Below are 19,711 nucleotides of genomic sequence, written 5' to 3'. Positions count from 1 at the left end.
TCATTTATCTCTCCATTTGGCAACTCTTACCGTCCATCGGAGTTGAAATAGACTCATGCATTAGCCTAACCCCAAAACGTGTCCCTGCCTGAAAAAACCGTTACTGGTTACGTAGCGATGGTCGCTCCGTTGACCGATGATTATCCGCCCGTCGTGCCGGGCCTCGAATCGCAGTATGCGAGCCATCCCATGCTGTTTTACCAATCCGCCAGCGATTTATACGAAAAGCTGTGCGATTTGCCGACGCTTGGTCTTCCAACGCTGATTGTCATGGATTTCAGTCAGTCAATCGACCTGGGACTGGGTATACTTCGCGAATTGAAGGCCAATGAGCGGTTGCGACCCATCCCGGTTTTGATCCGAAAACAAAAGCCGGTTTCTTCCATTCAGCGGGCCACAACGGCTTTATTGAATCACTCAACGACGGTTTTTCCAGAAGTTGTCAAACGGGCGGAAAAATCCGTTGCCGTAGGCTACCATTCAGCCAGCCCATTCTAAATTTACCAGCGATTATACAGCGTGGTCCATTCCTGAAGCCGAATTTCGGCTTCAGGAGTCAACTGCCCCGGTTTGAGCCGCCAAAGCCAGTTGTTGACGACGGCTGCCGGTGTATTGATGCGGGCGGTTTCGTCCAGCCCCAATACATCCTGAACCGGCAAAATCACGGTTTTGGCTACTGAAGCGTACACCAGTTGCGCCAAAACCAGATGTACATTTTTGTCGGACACCGGTTTCCCGACATACTGCGCCACCTTTTTCCGCAATTCAGGACGCAGGCTCTGGCGGTACCAACCCCGCGTCGTGTTGTTGTCGTGCGTGCCCGTATACGCGATAAAGTTGGTGGTGTAGTTGTGGGGAATATGCGGAGAATGAGCCGGATCACTGTGGAACGCAAATTGAATGACCTTCATACCCGGCAGTTTGAACGCATCCCGAAGCCGGTAAACATCCTCACTTATATCACCTAAATCTTCCGCCACCAGCGGCAGTGTACCGAGTTCTTTTTTCAGAACCCGGAAAAAATCGGCTCCCGGACCCGGTTTCCACTCCCCATCGATGGCGGTTTCTGCACCGGCCGGAATTTCCCAGTATTCCGACAGCGCCCGAAAATGGTCGATGCGGACCTGATCAAACAACGCACAATTTTTGCGGATGCGCCGAACCCACCAGTCGTACTTTCGCTCTTTCAGCCGATTCCAGTGGAAAACCGGCATGCCCCAAAGCTGCCCGTTCGCGTTGAAATAATCGGGCGGAACACCAGCCACCGTCACCAGTTTCCCCGTTTCGTCGAGACTGAAAATATCCGGATGCGACCACACGTCGGCAGAATCATAACTGACGTAAAACGGTAAATCGCCCAGCAATTGAATGCCCCGGTTGTTGCAATAGGTTTTCAGCCCCTGCCACTGCCGGTCGAAGATGAATTGCAGCCAACGCACTTTCTCCAGCGCGTCCGGGTGACTTTCCGCAAACGATTGCAACGCCCCCGCATCGCGCAGCCGGTATTCGGTCGGCCACTGAAACCAGGCGTCGTTTTTGAATTGCTGCTTAAAAACCTGATACAACGCGTAATCGTCGAGCCAATAGGCTTCGCGCCGGCAAAATTGCTGAAACTGACGCTGCAAAGAATCAAAACCGCCCGCCCGAAAGGTCTGAAAAGCTTTCTCAAATAGGATATTCCGCACCCAACCAGCCCGGGTGTAATCGACGGTGTCGGTAGTCGGCAGGGCGTGGTGGGCCAATTCGGCCGGATTTAGCAAACCGTCCTGCACCAGTAGTTCCGGACTTACCAGCAGGGTGTTGCCAGCCATGCTGGAATGGGTGCTGTAGGGCGAATGACCAGCCCCGGCGTCCGTCGGGTTCAGCGGCAACATCTGCCAGTATTTCTGGCGACTCCGGGCGAGCAAATCGGCAAAAGCGGTGGCTTCCGGCCCCAGGTCGCCAACGCCGAAGGCCGAAGGCAAGGAGGTGACCGGCAACAGCAAGCCCGCACTTCGGTTGGGAACCGATCGTTTTAAGTTCAGCATAGCCATCGGCACGGATGTAAAGATTTCTTTTACGGCGATAGCACCGAATGAGGTACCACGGGTTTTCAGAAAGCCATGGTACCACTCAGCCGGTGCATCCGGCGGTAAAAGAATTCGGGTGTCTTTCCAATCCAGAACCGGGATTTCCTTTTTTTGTTGCTCACTTAGTGCGGCCAGATGCAGCGGAATGGCCACAATCAGCCAGTTTTCCCGGTACTGCCGCGCAAAAGCCAGCACATGATTTCTGTACGTGCCCTCGATGGCCAGTGGAATATAGCGACCTTCGGCAAACAGATCGGGCTGCTGTTTTCGCTCCTTCAAAAGCGTGTGTGTAAGCCAGAGCTTGATTCGGGCATCGTAGCGGTTTTTCCAAAGGTCGCTCAGGAACTCATTCGAATCACCTGATTCAGAAGCAATTATATCTTCCAGCCACATTTCCCGCTGTGCAAAATCGACCGGTCGGCGGTTATCGGGATCGACCAGACTCAGATCCCAGCCTTCACAACCCTGGTAAATATCCGGAACCCCGGGGCAGGTCATTTTGAGCATCACCTGCGCCAGCGAATTGATGATTCCAAAATCGGCAACCTGCCGGTGAAACCGTTTAAAATGTTGAAGAAAAGGTCTTTTTTTATTCAGCAACTGCCTGACAAACTGTTTCGTCGTTTCTTCGTAATCCGTGTTGGGCGAACTCCAGTTCGAATGCCGTTTGGCCTCCCGCAGGGCTTTTTCGAGGTAGTCCGTCAGTCGATTTTCAAAATCGTCTTCGTCCGTTCCCGGCATTGGATAGGTTCCAAGCAGCGTTTGGTAAATAAAATACTCATCGTTGGCATCGGGCGAACCCTCCTTTTTCAAATCCGCATTCATCTGCTGCCATTCCTGCACGGTTTTGATCCATACCTCGGGCCAGTCAGTCAGCACATTCAGGCGCGTCCGAACGTCTTCGCCCCGCTTGGTATCGTGGGTAGCGGTGGCATTGAGCGCCAGCGGCCACCGTTGCCGGCGTTCCTGCATGGCGCGGTGAAATTCATCCGGCGACCACCCAAAGGCTGCGGGCGAATCGCCCACTTCGTTGTGAACGATAAACCGGTTGTAGGTATACATCAGGGTGTCTTCCACACCTTTGGCCATCAATGGCCCGGTGAACTGCATGCACCGCTGATAAAACCGGGCCACCTGCTGACGATAAACCGAATCGCCCTCCTGCGGTTTTTGCAGAAAAATTTCGTCCAGTAAATCAATGGCTAATGTCAGTTCCGGTTTGTCGTTCCGAATGTGTTGCAGAATGTCCCGAACGGCCTGCGCTTCCTGCTCTTCCAGCGGAAAACCGGTGCCGTAAAACCGGTAAACCGGGCAATAAATCAAAAAAGCTCCGATCGCCGTCGGCAGCATATTCGTCGGCAACAGGGCCAATTCGTTGTCGTCGACCAGATTCAATTCCAGAAAAAACCGGTACAGATTGTCCAGTTCCCCCTGCATAGATTGGGCGAGGATAAACGCTTTTTTGTTCAGGATTTGCCGCTGAACAGCTGCGCGATCATTGACCAGTTGTTGATAAAACCGGGTAAAAACCGCTTCGCTGGCGGATTGCGTCAACAGGTTATTGACCTGAGCCAGAAACTCATAACCGGTCGTACCCTGAACCGGCCAGGCATCCGGTAACGGTTCGTCGGCCCCCAGAATTTTTTCGACCACCAGATACGTTTCGTCACCCACCAGCGCGCGAAGTTGCTTCAGATAACGGCCGGGATCAAAGAGCCCATCGATGTGATCGATGCGCAAACCCGTCAACACACCCTCGTCCAGCAACGCTTTGATTTGCTGGTGAAAAACCGCAAAGACTTCGTCGTTCTGGATATTGAGTCCGATCAGGTTGGTGACGGTGAAAAACCGCCGAAAATTGATTCGACGATCGGTTTCCTGGTGATAACTCAGTTTGTAGTGCTGTTCATCGGCCAGTTGCTGAATCCGGTCCGGCTGGCGATTGATCGCGCTCAGGCACGACTTCACATACGCTTTGGCGGGCGGATTTTTCAGAATTGAAATCAACTGTTGCCGGAACTCATTGATTGCCAGCGCATATGCTTCGGGCTCTTCGATGAGCTGAATGGGCCGGATCTGGTCGAGGAGTTGTTGAATCGATTCGGGCATGGGCCGATCCGTTGCCTGCAAAACCGCCGGGTAAGAACGCAGCCGCAACGGATAAGCCGTATCAAAATAGGTCAGCACAAACCGGCCATCGCGGAAAGCCACGTTGAGCTCCCGGTTTTCGATCACCTCGCCGACGGGTGCCCCCAGAAAAGGAACAGCCAGCCGCCCCCGAAATAACTGACTTGTCCAGACGGTATCGAAAAACGGAACAAACCGCGACAGAGGTCCTTTTTCCAGCACATCCATCAGCCACGGATTGTTGGGGTGGTAGGCCATGTGGTTGGGAACGATGTCCTGAAGCCAGCCTATTCCCTCTTTCCGCAGTTTTTTGCTGAGTGCTCTGAGTTGCTTTTCGGTGCCGATTTCCGGATTGATCTGGTTCGGATTAACGCCGTCATAGCCGTGCATACTACCCGGAACGGCTTCAAAAACCGGGGAAGCATAGAGGGTGCCAATGCCCAGTTTGGTCAGGTAAGGAAGTATTTTTTCAAAATCGGCAAACGTAAATCCACTGTGAAACTGTATTCGATACGTGGCAACCGGATTATTCATAGATGTTCAATTACAATGTCTGGCATCAATACGCCCTTAAACCGGATCAAAAGCATGCTGAATGACCTCTTTCGTCGAAACCTTCTGTCCCGTATCGGCGGCCCGGTAAATAGCTTCCAGTAGCTGGACATCCCGCAGGCCCATTTCGCCGGGCACCGTCGTTGGCTTTTTATTCAGAATACAATCGGCAAAAGCGTCCATCTGCCGGGCCTGCTGGTTAAGATTTTCCAAATCCATTTTCCCCTGGCTGGTCTGGCCTTTCAAGCCGTCGTAGGCGTAAGCGGGCGACAATTCAAACCAGCCCCGGTCGGCTTCTCCCCGCAACTGGTTGTAGGTATCGTTGTAACTCGTTTTGCATTCAGCCACGGTTCCATCGTCAAAAAACAACTCAAAGTCCATCCCTTCCTCCACTTCCTTGAATTTCTTCAGATCGGTTTTGGGATGATATTTCGCCGTCACGGCGATGGGGACCGCCCCTTTCGTGTAAATGGCACCCTGCAAACAGTAGATACCCACATCGGGCAGTGGCCCACCACCGGCCAGTTTTTTATCCAGCCGCCACGGCGTATCGTAGCCTTCCTTTTGTCCGTTCTGCGCATAAATTTTCTTTACCGGCCCGTAAATTTTCTGTTGCCCCAGCCGCATCATTTCCCGGTTGTGCGGTTCGAAATGCAGGCGATAGCCCACAGAAAACGCTACCCCCGCTTTGGCGCACGCATCGATCATCTTCCGGGCGTCGGCAACGGACGTAGCCATCGGTTTTTCCGTAATCACGTGTTTCCCGGCCTTTGCTGCCCGAATGACGTATTCGGCATGCAACGAATTGGGTAGCACGACGTAGACAATATCGATGTCGGGATTGTCGGCGATTTGGTCGAACGTCTGATACGTGTAGACATTCTTATCCGGGATGTCGTACTTCTTCTTCCACTTATCCGCCTTTTCCGGCGATCCGGTTACAATTCCGGCCAGTCGGCATAACCTGGTTTCCTGCAGGGCCGGAGCCAGTTGGCCTTCACTGTATTTTCCCAAACCGACTAGCGCAATTCCCAGTTTCCGGCCGGTTCCCGCTGTGCCTGTTTGCGTGGAATCCGACACATCCGTTTTCGTGGATTCTTCTTTGGCCCCACTATTCCCGTTTCCGCAGGACTGCAAACTCGACAGGGCCAATATGGAGGGCAGCGCCAGGGCGGTTGTACTGCAAAACCGCACCCAATCCCGACGACTTACCGGGTTATTAAAAGATGGGAAAGGACGTTGATGCATGAAATAAGAGACTTAATGAAACGATTCTCTTTTAACTCAACGAGCCGCCGTCCGGATTAAAACCGGGCTTAAAAATGAGGATTTGGTCTGCCGGAACGGCCATGCTAACCACTGAAAATTCCGGTAGTAAAAGATATGACATTGTTCAAAACCGACGCGTCGGTGTACCGAAATACCATTAATGCGTTTACGGTCGAAAACCGGTACCCGGTTCCGACGGTGTATTCGGCTGCCAAAGAAACGCTGACTTCGGGGAATGCGAAACGGAACGGTGTGCTGAAATTGCGTAAGTAACCGGACATGCAGCTGAGGCCGAGTATGCGGCACCGGATCTGATTCCGCAGGGGAAAATCGGCTCCCGGTTTTCGGTGGATTTCGGAGTCAAAAAGCAATTTCCGAAGGGAAAAATCTTCGTCAATGCCAGCGGTCTTTTCAACACGCTGGGAGCCCTTTGACAGCCCATTAACTTTTTATAAATCAGCGCGGTAACATCGGAAAAAGACGCTTGATCTCGTCCGGTCCGGGCTGCTTTCCATATTCGCAAATTTCGAAGACTTCCACCCATTTGACCTTTGCCGCCTTTTCGGGGCCGTACCATTTTTCGACGGAAACTTTGATTTCGGGGGTCGGCGAATAACGTTTTTCCATCGCGGTCTGCAACCATTTTTTTCGCTCCACGAGGCCTTTGGGCACGTTATCCAGATCCTGCCGGGTCCAGGGCAACCATTCATAGAATTGGGAGATGTGCGCATCCAGTCCCTCAACTTTTTTCGCCAGGGTTTCGGTGATATCGATGGCAATGTCGGGCCGGAATGGATTCGGGCGCTGAAAACCGTCGCGGAAATAGAGGAAAACCGGGTTCTTGGTGAGTGGCGGCACACTGCTCAGAATGTTGGGCACGATGACCAGGTAGGCGGCATCCTGCACCACAATGCCCGTGTTTCGGTGGTCCGGGTGGTAATCGTTGGTCCGGGGCGCAATCACCAGATCCGCTTTCCATTCCCGGATTTTGCGAATAACCGCCAGCCGGTTTTCCAGCGTGGGCATTAGTTCTCCGTCGTGATTGTCCAGCACGTCGTAGGTAATGCCCAGTCGTTTGGCTACTTCCTGGGTTTCCTTGTACCGCCGTTTGGCCAGTTCTCCCCCACCCATGTCCTGATGCCCGGCGTCCCCGTTGGTCATCGAGACAAACTTCACCTGGTGACCCATTGAGCTGTAAATGGAAGCCACTCCGCCCGCGCCCAGGTCGCAATCGTCGGGATGGGCGCCAAAAACAATGATCCGCAATGGCGTGGCTGGCGTTTGCGCAAACGCGAAGGCAGTTCCCAGGTAGAGAGCCAGCAGCAGGGTAAATCGTATCTTCATGGTAATCCGTTCGGGTAACAATAAGCAGGGTAATGGTTCTGCGGCATTCCTATCGCAAGTCCAACCGGGCCTTTTTTGATTTGAAATTTCGACAGGTTTAAATACACTATTTTAGCTGAATTTTTAAAATAATTTGAATAAAGTCTTTTGGTTTAAACGGATAGCTCGTGAAAAGTGCTTCAAAATCAGTCGGCTCCAGATCTGCCAGTCAGCCATTGAAGGGAAAACGGAAAGAATGATCAACCAGTAGAAGTAGGCATCTTGTTGGCTTAACTGGCAAATTCGGTGAGTAAACGTTGTCGGCATGAAAACAGTACAAATTGCCCTGGTGTGTATGGTGGCCCTCACCGCACCCGGTATTGCACAAAACGCGTTAAAGACGACTTTCCCGGATGGAAGTCCGATCAGCAGTTGGTTTACAACCATCCGGAAAGTAAACCTGGCCCAACTCGGAAAAAGATACGTGATTACCGATTTTGGTGTAAAAACAGACAGTAGTCTCGTGCAGACCGATGCGATTCAGAGGGTCATCGATGTAGCCGCCGGGAAAGGCGGGGGCGTGGTCATTATCCCGAAAGGGACGTTCAGGAGTGGTGGTTTATTTTTTAAACCCAAAACCCATTTGCACCTGGCGGATGGTGCCGTTCTGAAAGGTTCCGACAACATCGCCGACTACCCCAAATTACCGTCGCGGATGGAAGGTCAGAGTCTGGACTACTTTTCGGCGCTGGTCAATGCCTACCAGGTCGACGGTTTTACGATCTCGGGAAAAGGGACGATTGACGGCAACGGCCTCCGTTTCTGGGAAGCGTTTTGGGCCCGCCGGAAAGAAAACCCCAACTGCACGAATCTGGAGGTTTCCCGGCCCCGCTTAGTCTTTATCTGGAAATGCAACAACGTTCAGGTGGAAGATGTCAAGCTGCACAATGCCGGTTTCTGGACGAGCCATTACTACCAGTGCCAGAACGTAAAAGTGCTGAATGCACACATTTTTTCGCCTTATAAACCCGTGAAAGCGCCCAGCACGGATGCCATCGACATCGATGCCTGCACCAACGTACTGATTAAAGGCTGCTACCTGTCGGTCAATGATGACGCGATTGCCCTGAAAGGCGGCAAGGGCCCCTGGGCCGACCGCGTACCCAGCAACGGCGCCAACACCAATATTCTCATCGAAGACTGCGAGTTCGGTTTTTGCCACTCGGCGCTGACCTGCGGAAGTGAAGCGATTCATAACCGAAACATTGTGATGCGAAATTGCCACGTCAGCGAAGCCAGCCGGGTGTTGTGGCTCAAGATGCGGCCCGATACGCCCCAACTGTACGAATACATCACCGTCGAAAACATCAAAGGCCAGGCCCACAGCCTGCTGTATGCCAAACCCTGGACCCAGTTTTACGACTTACAAGGGCGTAGGGACCAGCCGCTTTCGTTCGCGAATCACGTGGTGCTGAAAAATATTGAACTGGAATGTGATACGTTCTTCGATGTCGCCGTTTCCGAACGCGACAAACTGGCCGATTTTACCTTTGAGAACTTTACCGTGAAAAGCAAAAATCCGGCAATCGACAAAACCGTTGTCAAGGGGTTTGTGCTCAAAAATGTGCGGATCAATTCCAGGATGATTGAATAAACTGAATCAGGAAATAGTTCGTCCGGCCAAATCCAGTTGGACGAAACCGCTGGGCGAAGGGTTTATCTTTACGGTTTTCAGATAACGCCTACCATTCTATCATTCCGTATTTTGTCGATCGTACTCGAACAGCTTTCCCTGATTGTCATTTATGCCGGCATTGTTCAGGGTGTATTTGTAACCCTGCTCCTCAACAACCGGAGCGTCCGGAAGAGTCGCGCCAACTGGTTTCTCTCGGTGCTGTTGCTGGCGATGTCCTTCAGCATCTTCCACAGTACGTTTATGGCCCGGCTGGTGCACCATTTTTCCATCCCGTCCTACACGCTGGGCGACCCGGTTTTTCTGCTCATTGCGCCCTTATTGTGGTTCTATTTTCGGGAAGTGATGGGCCAGCCGGTGCGGTTTTCGTTTTTCGTACTGCTGCATTTTGTGCCGTTTCTTTTCGCCATTTTCTTCTCGCTCTTGCTGAAAAGTTTCCCGGCGGAAAGCCCGTTGATTCAGTATCTGGCGGCTCACCGGGGCTGGAAATCGATCCCGTTCTGGGTGGTGGTCGTGCTGCAATCGACCGGTTATCTGGTTTTTATTCAGAAAAAGTGGCTCACCTACCAGAAATTCATTGAACAGGAAGTGTCGAATACAGAAAATATCAACCTGAGCTGGGTCCGGTTTTTTCTGGGTGTTTTTCTGGGGATCATGCTGTTTTTCCTGCTTTTGCTGCTCAACGTCATCCACCACGGCGACATGAGCTGGTCGGCCCGCGCCATTGCGGTGATTTTTTCGCTTTCCATTTTTGCCCTCGGCTACAAGGGTATTCTTCAAAAACAGATTTTTCAAATCCGGATTATTCAGCCGCCAGCGGAACCGGCAACGGCTGTCCCGGAAACCGAAAACCGGGAAGCTGATCCGCAGGTGATCGATCGGCTTCTCCGGTATATGGAGGAGGAAAAACCGTACCTCGATCCCGAACTGACGCTGAGCAGTCTGGCCAAACAACTCCAGCTGAGCCGGAGTTTTCTCTCCCAACTCATCAATGAAGGCGTCGGCGACAACTTCTACAATTTTGTCAATCGGTACCGCGTCGAGCAGGTGAAGCGGTTTATGAACGACCCGTCCATGCGTCATTTCAACCTGCTGGGCCTCGCGCTGGAAGCCGGATTCAAGTCCAAATCGACCTTCAACCTGATCTTCAAACGCTTCACCGGTTTAACCCCCAGCGAGTATTTGCAAACGGTATCCAAATAAGGCGTCCAACGGGATGTATTCGGACGATTCGCAGGCTGCCGTGTACGACTATTGCCCTAAAAAAGCAAAACCGTGCAAAAGTCCATCGCCATCGAACTAACGAATGTCACCAAAGTTTATCCGGTCGCTTCCGGTCTGTTTCAGGCCCTCAGGCAAGTTACTCTTTCGATCCCAACCGGGCAGTTGGTGGCCGTAACCGGAAAATCCGGTAGCGGCAAATCGACGTTGCTCAACCTCATCACGGGCATCGATAAACCGTCCGAAGGCCGCGTGGCGGTGAACGGCATTCGCATTGACCAACTTTCCGAAAGTGCTCTGGCTTCCTGGCGGGGCCGAAATGTGGGAGTGGTTTTTCAATTCTTCCAACTATTGCCGACCCTGACCATTCTGGAGAATGTGATGCTTCCGATGGATTTCTGCAACACGTATCCGAAACGGGATCGGAAGGAACGGGCGCTTCACTTGCTGGATCAGGTGGCCATTCGCGAACAGGCCGATAAATTTCCGGCGGCTTTGTCGGGCGGGCAACAACAGCGGGCGGCCATTGCGCGGGCGCTGGCCAACGATCCCGCCATTCTGGTGGCGGACGAACCGACCGGCAACCTGGACTCCCAAACCGCCCACGCCATTTTTCACTTATTTACGACGCTGGCCCGGGCCGGAAAAACCGTGATTGTGGTGACGCACGAAAAGGAGTTTGTTGTCTGGTTTGAAAACACCATCACGCTCTCGGACGGAGCCATTGTTACCCCCACCTCCGTAAACCCGTAATCGCATGAAAATCAGATACTGGAAAATCCTGCGTGACCTGACGTCGGATTATCTCAAGAATGCCATGCTGGTGCTGGCAATGGCCCTTGGGCTTTTTGGGGTTGGCTGCGCCCTGGGCGCGTATGCGGTTTTAAACCGGGAAGTAGCCCGAAATTACCAGGAAACACGGCCCGCGTCGGCGACGATCGAAATGGAAGGCGGCATTTCCCGGGAGCTGGTCGATCGGGTGAAAACATTGCCGGGTATCACGGACGCCGACCGGCGTGCGACCCTGTTGGCCCGGATGAAGGTTCACGATAAATGGTATCCGATCCTTCTGTTCGTCATCGATGATTTTACCCGGCTCCGCATCAGCAAGTTCACTCCTCTCTCCGGAAGCCGACAACCGCTCCCCGGAACCATGCTCGTGGAGCGAACGGCACTCGGCGTAATGGACGCGACGGAAGGCGCTGACATCCTGATCAAAACCACGAATGGTCAGGCACAATCCGTCCAAATTGCGGGAACGGTTCATGATCCAAGTCTGGCTCCGGCCTGGCAGGAACAGGCGGGTTACGGGTATATTACGCTGGAAACCCTGCGCTGGTTAGGCGAAACCCAGGCGTTTGACCAGCTCAAAATCCAGGTGGCCGATTCCCGTTCGAGAGCATCGATAACCGCTCAGGCCAAAACCGTCGCTACCTGGCTGGAACTCAACGGCTACCGGATTCATGAAATTCAGGTGCCACCGCCCAACCAGCATCCGCACCAGAGCCAAATGCAGGCCGTCATGGAAATCATGGTGGTTTTTAGTTACCTCCTGCTGATTCTGGGGGCCATTCTGGTCGCTACCTCGGTGGCCACGCTGATGGTCAAACAAGTTCGCCAGATCGGGGTAATGAAAACCGTCGGAGCCACTTCGCGCCAGATCGCCGGACTTTATCTGGTTATGACCGTGGTGCTTTGCGGAGTCGCCTTCCTGTTCAGCATTCCGCTGAGTCGGTACGCAGCTTGGGTGTTGTCCGCGAAAACCGCCGAGTTGCTCAATGTGGTGCTGATGGATCAAACGATTCCGGCCTGGGTGGTTCTTCTCCAACTCGGCACGGGCTTAGTCATTCCGCTGCTTCTGGTTTCGTTTCCGGTGATCCGGGCCAGTCGCCGTTCGGTCAAAACCGCCCTGGATCACTATGGAGTCTCCGGGAGTAATTCGGGGTTTTCGTCGGGGCAAATGGGAAGAATGCGATTTGGCAACGAGCTGTTGACTTTATCACTGCGCAATGCTTTTCGGCAACGCGCCCGGCTTATCTTGAGTCTGGTGCTTTTGACCGCTGGCGGAGCGATGTTCATGACGGCGCTGAATGTGTCGGAGGCCTGGTTTGAGAATCTGAGCCAGATGTATTCGCAACGATTGTACGACGTTGAAATCCGATTGAACGAGCCCCTCCTGACCAACCCGCTGATTGCCAAATTGAAATCGGTGGCCGGGGTAAACCGCATCGAAACCGGAAGCTCCATGGCCATTTCGCTGGACAAAGCGGGGCCGTATGCCATTTCCAGCACCTATCCCGACAAAGGTCACGGGAGTTTTACGATGCAGGCGTTACCCATTCCCACCCGCGTGTTCCGGCCGAAAGTGGCGGCAGGGCGTTGGCTGAGCGATCCAAACCGCCGGGAGGTGGTGTTGAATCAGGGCGCGCGAAGCCAGGATCTCAAACTCGGTGACGAAATTTCGCTCTCCCTGGCCGGAAAACCGACTTCCTGGCATGTCGTTGGCTTTACGGAAGATGTTGGTTCGCCCGCAACGGCCTATGTTTCGCTGGAGGTGTTCAACCGGCTCCTCGCCACTCCGGGCCGGGGCTCGCTGCTTCGGATTGGGTTTGCGAACCGAAGTCAGGAAGCGGTTTTTCCTAAAATTCGGGAAATCGAACAACGGCTGGAACGGGAAAACACAGTCGTGCGGGCCAGTATTCCCGTTTGGATCGTCCGCAATGCCATTGCCGCTCACCTGCGCATGCTGGTCAACACGCTGATCGCGATGGCGGTGCTGATGGCCCTGGTCGGGGGCATTGGGCTGCTTTCCACCCTAAGCATGAACGTGTTGGAACGAACCCGCGAAATTGGAATCATGCGAGCCATTGGGGCCACTCCGCAGAAGATAAAGAGTCTGATTGTGCTGGAAGGCCTGGCAATCGGACTGTTCAGCCTGGTGCCCGGTTTTTTAGGGTCACTGGCCTTGTCTACGTACCTGGGGCGGTTTATCGGAAATCTGGCTTTTCGCACGCCCCTACAATTAGTTCTATCGCAAAAAGGACTCGTTATTTGGTTCACAATCCTGGTGACAGGCTCCATTCTGGCAACGCTGTATCCCGCCCACCGGGCCAACCGCTTAACGACGCACGAGGCTTTGGGCTATGAGTAGTAAAATGTTACGGGTTATCCCGCTTTTCCACCGAGACCTTTCTGGCCTGTTCACCCCAGCTGGCAATGGTTTGCTGGTAGGATGCGATCTTGTGTTCCATCGTTTCAATCGTTGCCTGCATAAAGGGCAATCGCAACGGAGGATTCGCTTCACTGGCAACCGCACCAATGCATTGAGCTACTTTGGCCGGATCAAAACCGATTCATCAACTGGCTGCTTTGTGCGTTGATCATCTTCTCCAGTCAGCGAGCTTTAGCCTGAAAAGAAGCTTGGGTAGAAATCTATTTGACTTCCTCAAGATAAGCCCACGTTCGCCTTTTCGATTCGGCTACGAACACGGCATATTTCTTTCCGGTTTTTGCTGCGGCCTGTTTGGCTGTGTACAGAACCTGCTCTAAGGTAAGGTGTCCGTCAAAATCATATTCAGCCGGGAGCATTCGATACTGTTTTCCCGTATCGGATTTAATGATGTCGGTAAAACCTTCGTCTATCATCGCCGAGTAAAGATTTTCGAAATCCTGAAGGCTGGCGTCATGTAATTCAATTCGTACTGTAAAGGAGGGCATATTGGATAGAGTTTTAGTCAAAAAATAGTGCTAACCGATTCTCTTCGTGTGAATCCTGAACCAAATCTGCCTGGAATGTCCACAACGACTCCGTCCGTACGAAAAGTCGTAATGGGAACTTTCTGCAAACGGGTATTGGAGAATTTTCAATGAATGGTGTGGAGAAAACAAAAGTGCATAATGACGGATTAATGGGCTGTCAGATTTGGGGCATTAATCGTCAGATTTGGGACAAATCGCGCTAAAAAGAGTTAAAATAACTGGTTGAAACGTTTTTCATAAGGTTATCACAAAACTCCGCCGTTGTGCCTTCCGGCCCATTTTTATCGATCAATAAGATGGCGATTTAGAAAAAGAGAAGCCATCCGCTATACGGGCAAAACAATCCCTCCTATCCGTGAAATCCAACCGCAATAAGGTGAATTGATGAAAAATGAAGGCGAATTGTCGAAAATAGCGCGTGGCGGCCAGCAGCCGGACCAGATTCGTCCCTGGTTGTAAAATTCGGAAAGGATTTTCCATCGTACGAACAAAACCGGAACCGACTGCTCCCTCATTTTACCGGTTTGAATCACCCATTCAACCAAATCAAACAGGATAATGGGTAGCTGAACCGTTGGAAGCTGAACGACCTGGCATTGCTAACCGCCCCTGGCTACAGGTTGGCGTTTATAAAAAGACCCGACCGGGGCAGGTCGGGTCTTACTTATAGTTTGGGATACCCATCCGACAATGGCCTGAAAACCGCTTCCCAACTGGGCCAAAGAACCGGGCAGCAGCAGAACCGAACGTTGGGCCTTACTCCACATTATTTTCCACAACCATCAGCGAAAACCGCTGGTGACGTGAATTCGATACCGGCCTTGATTGTGTTGAACGAACCGCCTGTTCAGGGCTTAGTCCATCATAAATTGTTTCTGATACGCATCAATCACCTGATCGCGGGTTCGTTTCAAACGCATCTTGACCGCGCTGTGGTTGATATTATATTGCCGGGCAATTTCGGTTACGTCAATGTTATCGACGTATTTGAGCTGCAACAGCGCCATGCGGTCCGGAGAAATTTTATCCATCACCACCGACAACTGATTCAGCATGGCGTGGGCAGTATCGCTGCCGTCCGAATCCGGCAAATTATCGATATCGATCTCATCGATGGCCACCACCGTCAGCCGGTTTGCGACCCGGACTTTCTGACGGCAATAGTTCTGCGAAATCGAGAACAGCCAGGTCGAAAAAGCCGAGCGTCCCTGAAACTGATCTATTTTGATAAACACCTGGAGGAAAATATCGTGCGTATAATCTTCGGCTTTGACGGGGTCGCGGGTAAACGTGAGGCAGCTCCCATACACCTTGTGCACATAACGTTTATACAAGGCGTCCAGGCAGTCGGCCCGGCGGGTAGTCAGATACGAGCCAATCAATTCTTCATCTCTTAATCCACGTTTCATAAGACTGAGAAAGTTAAATTTTATACTATTTCCGTTGCGTGAGGTTCTGGTTTCAAATTCCAATCAATTGTCTGATAATTACCTGCTGGTAAATTGGCCTTGCCAAAAGCTGGCTGCCTGCATTAATCAGACTTAAAATTCTTGGCGATGTTACTGATTTTACATGATTGTAAAGTACAATTTCCCCGCCAGTTGTACCTCCCAGCAACGATAACCGCATCAACGTTTGAATTAACCCTACAAATCGTACTTACTATGGTATAAATACTCATAATTGAATAAATAACTTACTCATCCAGGGGTCAAAACCCCTACTTTACTATGAAAACCATTACTTTTATACTCAAAAAGAACGCTTCAGCGCATGAACAGCCCACAAATAGTATTATTTCATCACTGAGTTAGGGATAACTAGCACGTTCTTTGAACAAACAACCAGATTACTTATATTTACTACCTGATTTTCATTAGTTACTTAATTACGGCACACTCATACCGTCCAAATGCGCCTATGAAATATCGTCAATCTTTGATTGTAGACGATTCCGAATCAGCGGTAACCATATTGCAGGAATATCTGGCGCAGTTACCTTTTTTCATGCCTCCACAGGTGTGCGGCACCGTCCGGGATGCCACCACAATCCTGCAGCAACAGTCGTTTGATCTTATTTTTCTGGATATTCATTTGCCCGATCAGTCGGGGACCGAACTACTGCGGTCGTTTCCAAGGCCCCTGCCGGTGATCATCACCACCGCCCATGCCGAATTTGCCGCCGAAAGCTATGATCTGAATGTGGCGGATTACCTGCTCAAACCGTATTCATTCGGGCGTTTTACCCGGGCTATCAACCGGGCACTGGGTGTTCAGATGGCCCAGAACAGCGTGTCCGAAGACCGGTTTATCTTTCTGAAAGTGGGGCATTCCATGCAGCGCTTCGATTATGATACGATCGATTATGTGCAGGCGTTCGGCACCTATTGCAAGGTCTTCATCAATCAGAAGGTGATTGTGGTCAACGAAATCATTTCGCACCTGGAAAACCTCCTGCCCCGGCAGCGATTCCTCCGGATTCACAAGTCTTACCTCATGAATCTGTCCAAAATCAACAGCTACAATTACCGGAACATCGTCATTGGTTCAACGAAAATCCCACTCGGGGCTTCCTACCGCGAAAAGTTCGAAGGCTTTCTGAGCTTACTCGATAAAAAATCGGAGCTGTAAAACCACGGATTTGCTATCTTGCGGCCCGTTTTACCACCGATGATTTATGTTCGTTGAAGCCATTGAGCGGGTCGACCCTTTCGTTCGTCCTATTTTATCGATTGTCCGGCGCTATGGCAGCAGTGAGGTTATTCCGGCCTGTTCAACCATGTTTTTCGTGAACGAACAGGCGTGTGCCATCACCTGCAAACACGTTGCCGAACAACTGCTCAATTCGGATACCATCCACCAAAACTACATCCGGTTTCAGGGCGAACGCCGTTCCATTGCCCGCGATAAAAACCATACCCGTCGGCTCGAGGAACTGGAACAGAAATATAACCTGCGGCAGGAAAGCATTATCCGAATCAAAAACCAGTTCGTTAATTCGGTCGATCAGATTGCAGAAATTACTTATCATTTTCACCCGACGCAAGACCTGGCGGTGATCCAATTCAAAGGTTATCACCAGATTAAGTATAATTCCTGTGCGGTTTTTTTGCGTGACAGCAGCAAAATCAAACAGGGACGGAGTTTGTGCCGGCTGGGATATCCGTTTCCGGAATTTACCAATTACCGCTATAACCCCGAACTCGACGACATTGAATGGACCAACGACGGCCGCAGTAACACGCCACGTTTTCCCATCGATGGCATCGTGACCCGGTTGCGGGCCGAGAACGGCGAGGTTGTCGGCGTTGAAATGAGCACGCCCGGTTTGCGGGGTCAGAGTGGTGGACCGCTTTTCGATACCAACGGCGTCATTTATGGCATGCAAAGTTCGACCCGCCATCTGCACCTCGGTTTTGATATTGAAGATCAGAATGTCACGGTAAATGGCCGCCAGACCCGCGTCTCCAATTATCCGTTTCTGAACGTTGGGCAGTGCGTACACGTTGACATTATCAAGAAGTTCCTGCGAGATTTGAGAATTACGTATTATGAAGAATAACCTCCCCCGGCCAGGCAGTACGAAGTTGAAACAGTTGACGGCGTATTCCCTGGAAACCCAAACTGAAGCGGCCATTGATCTGCTGAAGCGGCTGATTGCAACGCCTTCGCTCAGCCGGGAAGAAGACCGCACGGCCCAGCTCATTGAGCAGTTTTTTCGCCAGCGGAGCATTCCCTACAAACGGACAAAAAATAACGTCTGGACCCACAACCGGTTTTTCGATCCCGCCAAACCCACTTTGTTGCTCAATTCGCACCACGATACCGTTAAGCCCAATGCGTCGTGGACGCTCGATCCGTTTCAACCCATCGAGCGCGAAGGAAAACTCTACGGCCTGGGCAGCAACGACGCCGGAGGTTGTCTGGTGTCGCTGATTGGGACATTCTGCCATTTTTTCGATAAAAAAGACCTTGCCTATAACATCGTGATGGCGGCCACGGCCGAAGAGGAAATATCCGGTCGCGAAGGGTTGGAACTGATTCTGCCGGAACTGCCGCCCATCGACTTTGCCATCGTGGGCGAACCCACCCAAATGCACCTCGCCGTGGCCGAAAAAGGGCTGCTGGTGCTGGACTGTACGGCCAAAGGCAAATCCGGCCATGCCGCCCGCGACGAAGGTGACAACGCCATTTATTACGCCATCAAAGACATCGAGTGGCTGACCAGCAATCCGTTTCCGAAAGTATCACCGACGTTGGGGCCTATCAAATTGTCGGTAACCATTATCAATGCCGGTTCGCAGCACAACGTCGTGCCCGATACCTGCACATTTACGGTCGATGTCCGGGCAACGGAGCAATATACGCTGGAAGAGATCATCGAAACGATTCGTAAAAATATCCGCTCGACGGTGCAGCCGCGCTCGATCCGGTTAAAACCGTCCAGCATTCCACTCGACCATCCGATTGTACAGGCCGGTATTGCGCTGAAGCGTGAAACGTACGGTTCGCCGACCACTTCCGATCAGGCTTTGCTCGATTGCCCGTCGCTGAAATGCGGTCCCGGCCACTCCGAACGGTCGCACACGGCGGACGAATTCATTTATTTGCGGGAAATTGAAGAGGGAATTGAGTTATATATTCGAATGTTGGAACAAATCCTGTAAACCATGCTATATCCACTCACGTTCGAAACCATTTTCAAAGATAAAATCTGGGGCGGTCAGAAAATAAAAACCGTGCTGGGCAAAGATTTTTCACCCCTGCCCAATTGCGGGGAGACGTGGGAGATTTCCGGTGTCGCGGGGAATATTTCCGTCGTAGCCGAAGGTCCGCTGAAAGGCCAGAGCCTCCAGGAACTGCTGGAAAAGTATAAAGAAGAACTGGTCGGCAAACACGTTTACGAGCGGTTTGGCAACGAATTTCCGCTGCTGGTGAAATTCATCGACGCCAACGACGACCTCTCGATTCAGGTGCATCCGAACGACGAGCTGGCGAAAAAGCGACACAATAGTTTCGGCAAAACCGAAATGTGGTATATTCTCGAAGCCGACGAAGGTGCCACGCTGAACTCCGGTTTTAATCGGGAAGTGACCAAGGACGAATACGTGAAAGCCGTCGCCGACAATACACTGATGGAGCTGCTGAACATCGAACCGGTTAGCGCCGGAGATGTGTTCTTTTTGCCAGCGGGTCGCGTTCACTACATCGGAAAAGGTATTTTGCTGGCCGAAATCCAGCAAACGTCCGACATTACGTACCGGATTTACGACTTCGACCGCACCGACGACAAGGGACAGAAGCGCGAACTGCATACCGAACTGGCCGTCGACGCCATCAACTATACCCATTATGATCACTACAAAACGCAGTACGATCCGCAACTGAATGCGAGCGTCAACGCCGTTACCAGTGATTATTTTGTTACCAATGTCCTGAATTTCGACCAGGAAGTAATGCACGATTACACGCACCTGGATTCGTTCGTCATCCTGGTTTGTGTAGGCGGTTCGCTCACCATCGAAACCGGCGACGGCTACCGGATTCCGCTGAAAATGGGCCAATGCGCGCTCCTTCCGGCCACGGCCAAGCAGGTCACGCTCCTCCCCGACGGCGACATGACGGTGCTGGAATCCTACGTACCTTAAAAGGTGAAGGGAGGAAAGGAGAAACGGAGAAATGGAACTCACTCCGTTTT

The 19,711-nt window shown here is 51.9% G+C and carries 15 protein-coding genes; 10 read left to right on the top strand and 5 right to left on the bottom strand.

Annotated features, from left to right (window positions below):
- Positions 1-78 precede the first annotated feature (78 nt).
- Positions 79-498 (top strand): response regulator, encoded by a 420-nt coding sequence (locus EHT25_RS15905; RefSeq protein ID WP_124876047.1) that lies wholly within the window; start codon positions 79-81, stop codon positions 496-498.
- A gap of 2 nt (positions 499-500) precedes the next feature.
- Here the strand turns inward: EHT25_RS15905 and treY are convergent, their stop codons facing one another.
- Both treY and EHT25_RS15895 read right to left on the bottom strand, forming a co-directional pair.
- The gene (treY, locus tag EHT25_RS15900; RefSeq protein WP_124876046.1) at positions 501-4,730 is read right to left on the bottom strand and encodes a malto-oligosyltrehalose synthase; all 4,230 of its coding nucleotides are present in this window, start codon (positions 4,728-4,730) and stop codon (positions 501-503) included.
- A 36-nt stretch (positions 4,731-4,766) separates the two neighbouring features.
- A complete protein-coding gene (locus EHT25_RS15895) occupies positions 4,767-5,996 on the bottom strand; it encodes a Gfo/Idh/MocA family protein (RefSeq protein WP_124876045.1) in 1,230 nt (409 codons plus the stop codon).
- A gap of 135 nt (positions 5,997-6,131) precedes the next feature.
- Between EHT25_RS15895 and EHT25_RS32695 the strand changes: the two genes are divergently transcribed.
- The gene (locus tag EHT25_RS32695) at positions 6,132-6,290 is read left to right on the top strand and encodes a hypothetical protein (RefSeq protein WP_185731379.1); all 159 of its coding nucleotides are present in this window, start codon (positions 6,132-6,134) and stop codon (positions 6,288-6,290) included.
- A 183-nt stretch (positions 6,291-6,473) separates the two neighbouring features.
- Here EHT25_RS32695 and EHT25_RS15890 read toward each other — a convergent pair whose 3' ends face one another.
- The gene (locus EHT25_RS15890) at positions 6,474-7,361 is read right to left on the bottom strand and encodes a PIG-L deacetylase family protein (protein ID WP_124876044.1); all 888 of its coding nucleotides are present in this window, start codon (positions 7,359-7,361) and stop codon (positions 6,474-6,476) included.
- Positions 7,362-7,665: 304 nt separating this feature from the next.
- On the opposite strand from EHT25_RS15890, the gene EHT25_RS15885 reads away from it, so the two are divergent.
- The 4 genes from EHT25_RS15885 (at position 7,666) to EHT25_RS15870 (ending at position 13,405) form a co-directional block, all read left to right on the top strand.
- Positions 7,666-8,994: a rhamnogalacturonidase gene (locus EHT25_RS15885; RefSeq protein WP_124876043.1), complete on the top strand. Its 1,329-nt coding sequence runs from the start codon at positions 7,666-7,668 to the stop codon at positions 8,992-8,994.
- 111 nt (positions 8,995-9,105) lie between these two features.
- Positions 9,106-10,236: a helix-turn-helix domain-containing protein gene (locus EHT25_RS15880; protein ID WP_124876042.1), complete on the top strand. Its 1,131-nt coding sequence runs from the start codon at positions 9,106-9,108 to the stop codon at positions 10,234-10,236.
- Between the two features lie 72 nt (positions 10,237-10,308).
- Positions 10,309-11,007, top strand: coding sequence for an ABC transporter ATP-binding protein (locus EHT25_RS15875; RefSeq protein ID WP_124876041.1), 699 nt, complete (start codon positions 10,309-10,311; stop codon positions 11,005-11,007).
- Between the two features lie 4 nt (positions 11,008-11,011).
- Positions 11,012-13,405, top strand: a complete 2,394-nt coding sequence (locus tag EHT25_RS15870; protein ID WP_124876040.1) for an ABC transporter permease — start codon at positions 11,012-11,014, stop codon at positions 13,403-13,405.
- A 281-nt stretch (positions 13,406-13,686) separates the two neighbouring features.
- On the opposite strand, the gene EHT25_RS15865 is transcribed toward EHT25_RS15870, so the two are convergent.
- Together EHT25_RS15865 and EHT25_RS15860 are read right to left on the bottom strand one after the other, a co-directional pair.
- The gene (locus EHT25_RS15865; protein WP_124876039.1) at positions 13,687-13,971 is read right to left on the bottom strand and encodes a hypothetical protein; all 285 of its coding nucleotides are present in this window, start codon (positions 13,969-13,971) and stop codon (positions 13,687-13,689) included.
- An 896-nt stretch (positions 13,972-14,867) separates the two neighbouring features.
- The gene (locus tag EHT25_RS15860; protein ID WP_124876038.1) at positions 14,868-15,422 is read right to left on the bottom strand and encodes an RNA polymerase sigma factor; all 555 of its coding nucleotides are present in this window, start codon (positions 15,420-15,422) and stop codon (positions 14,868-14,870) included.
- Positions 15,423-15,933: 511 nt separating this feature from the next.
- On the opposite strand from EHT25_RS15860, the gene EHT25_RS15855 reads away from it, so the two are divergent.
- Genes EHT25_RS15855 through EHT25_RS15840 form a run of 4 tightly spaced genes read left to right on the top strand, consistent with a single transcriptional unit; the run spans position 15,934 to position 19,661 of the window.
- Positions 15,934-16,644, top strand: coding sequence for a LytR/AlgR family response regulator transcription factor (locus EHT25_RS15855; RefSeq protein ID WP_124876037.1), 711 nt, complete (start codon positions 15,934-15,936; stop codon positions 16,642-16,644).
- A 46-nt stretch (positions 16,645-16,690) separates the two neighbouring features.
- Positions 16,691-17,575: a trypsin-like peptidase domain-containing protein gene (locus EHT25_RS15850; protein ID WP_124876036.1), complete on the top strand. Its 885-nt coding sequence runs from the start codon at positions 16,691-16,693 to the stop codon at positions 17,573-17,575.
- Positions 17,565-18,680 carry a M20 family metallo-hydrolase gene (locus tag EHT25_RS15845; RefSeq protein WP_124876035.1) on the top strand — a complete coding sequence of 372 codons (1,116 nt, stop codon included), beginning with the start codon at positions 17,565-17,567 and terminating at the stop codon, positions 18,678-18,680. Before EHT25_RS15850 ends, EHT25_RS15845 begins: the two co-directional genes overlap by 11 nt.
- Positions 18,681-18,683: 3 nt before the next feature.
- A complete protein-coding gene (locus EHT25_RS15840) occupies positions 18,684-19,661 on the top strand; it encodes a type I phosphomannose isomerase catalytic subunit (protein WP_124876034.1) in 978 nt (325 codons plus the stop codon).
- The last annotated feature ends 50 nt before the right edge of the window (positions 19,662-19,711 follow it).

Source organism: Larkinella rosea, assembly GCF_003858635.1.
Lineage (GTDB): Bacteria > Bacteroidota > Bacteroidia > Cytophagales > Spirosomataceae > Larkinella > Larkinella rosea.
This window is presented reverse-complemented; position numbering and strand designations above follow the sequence as displayed.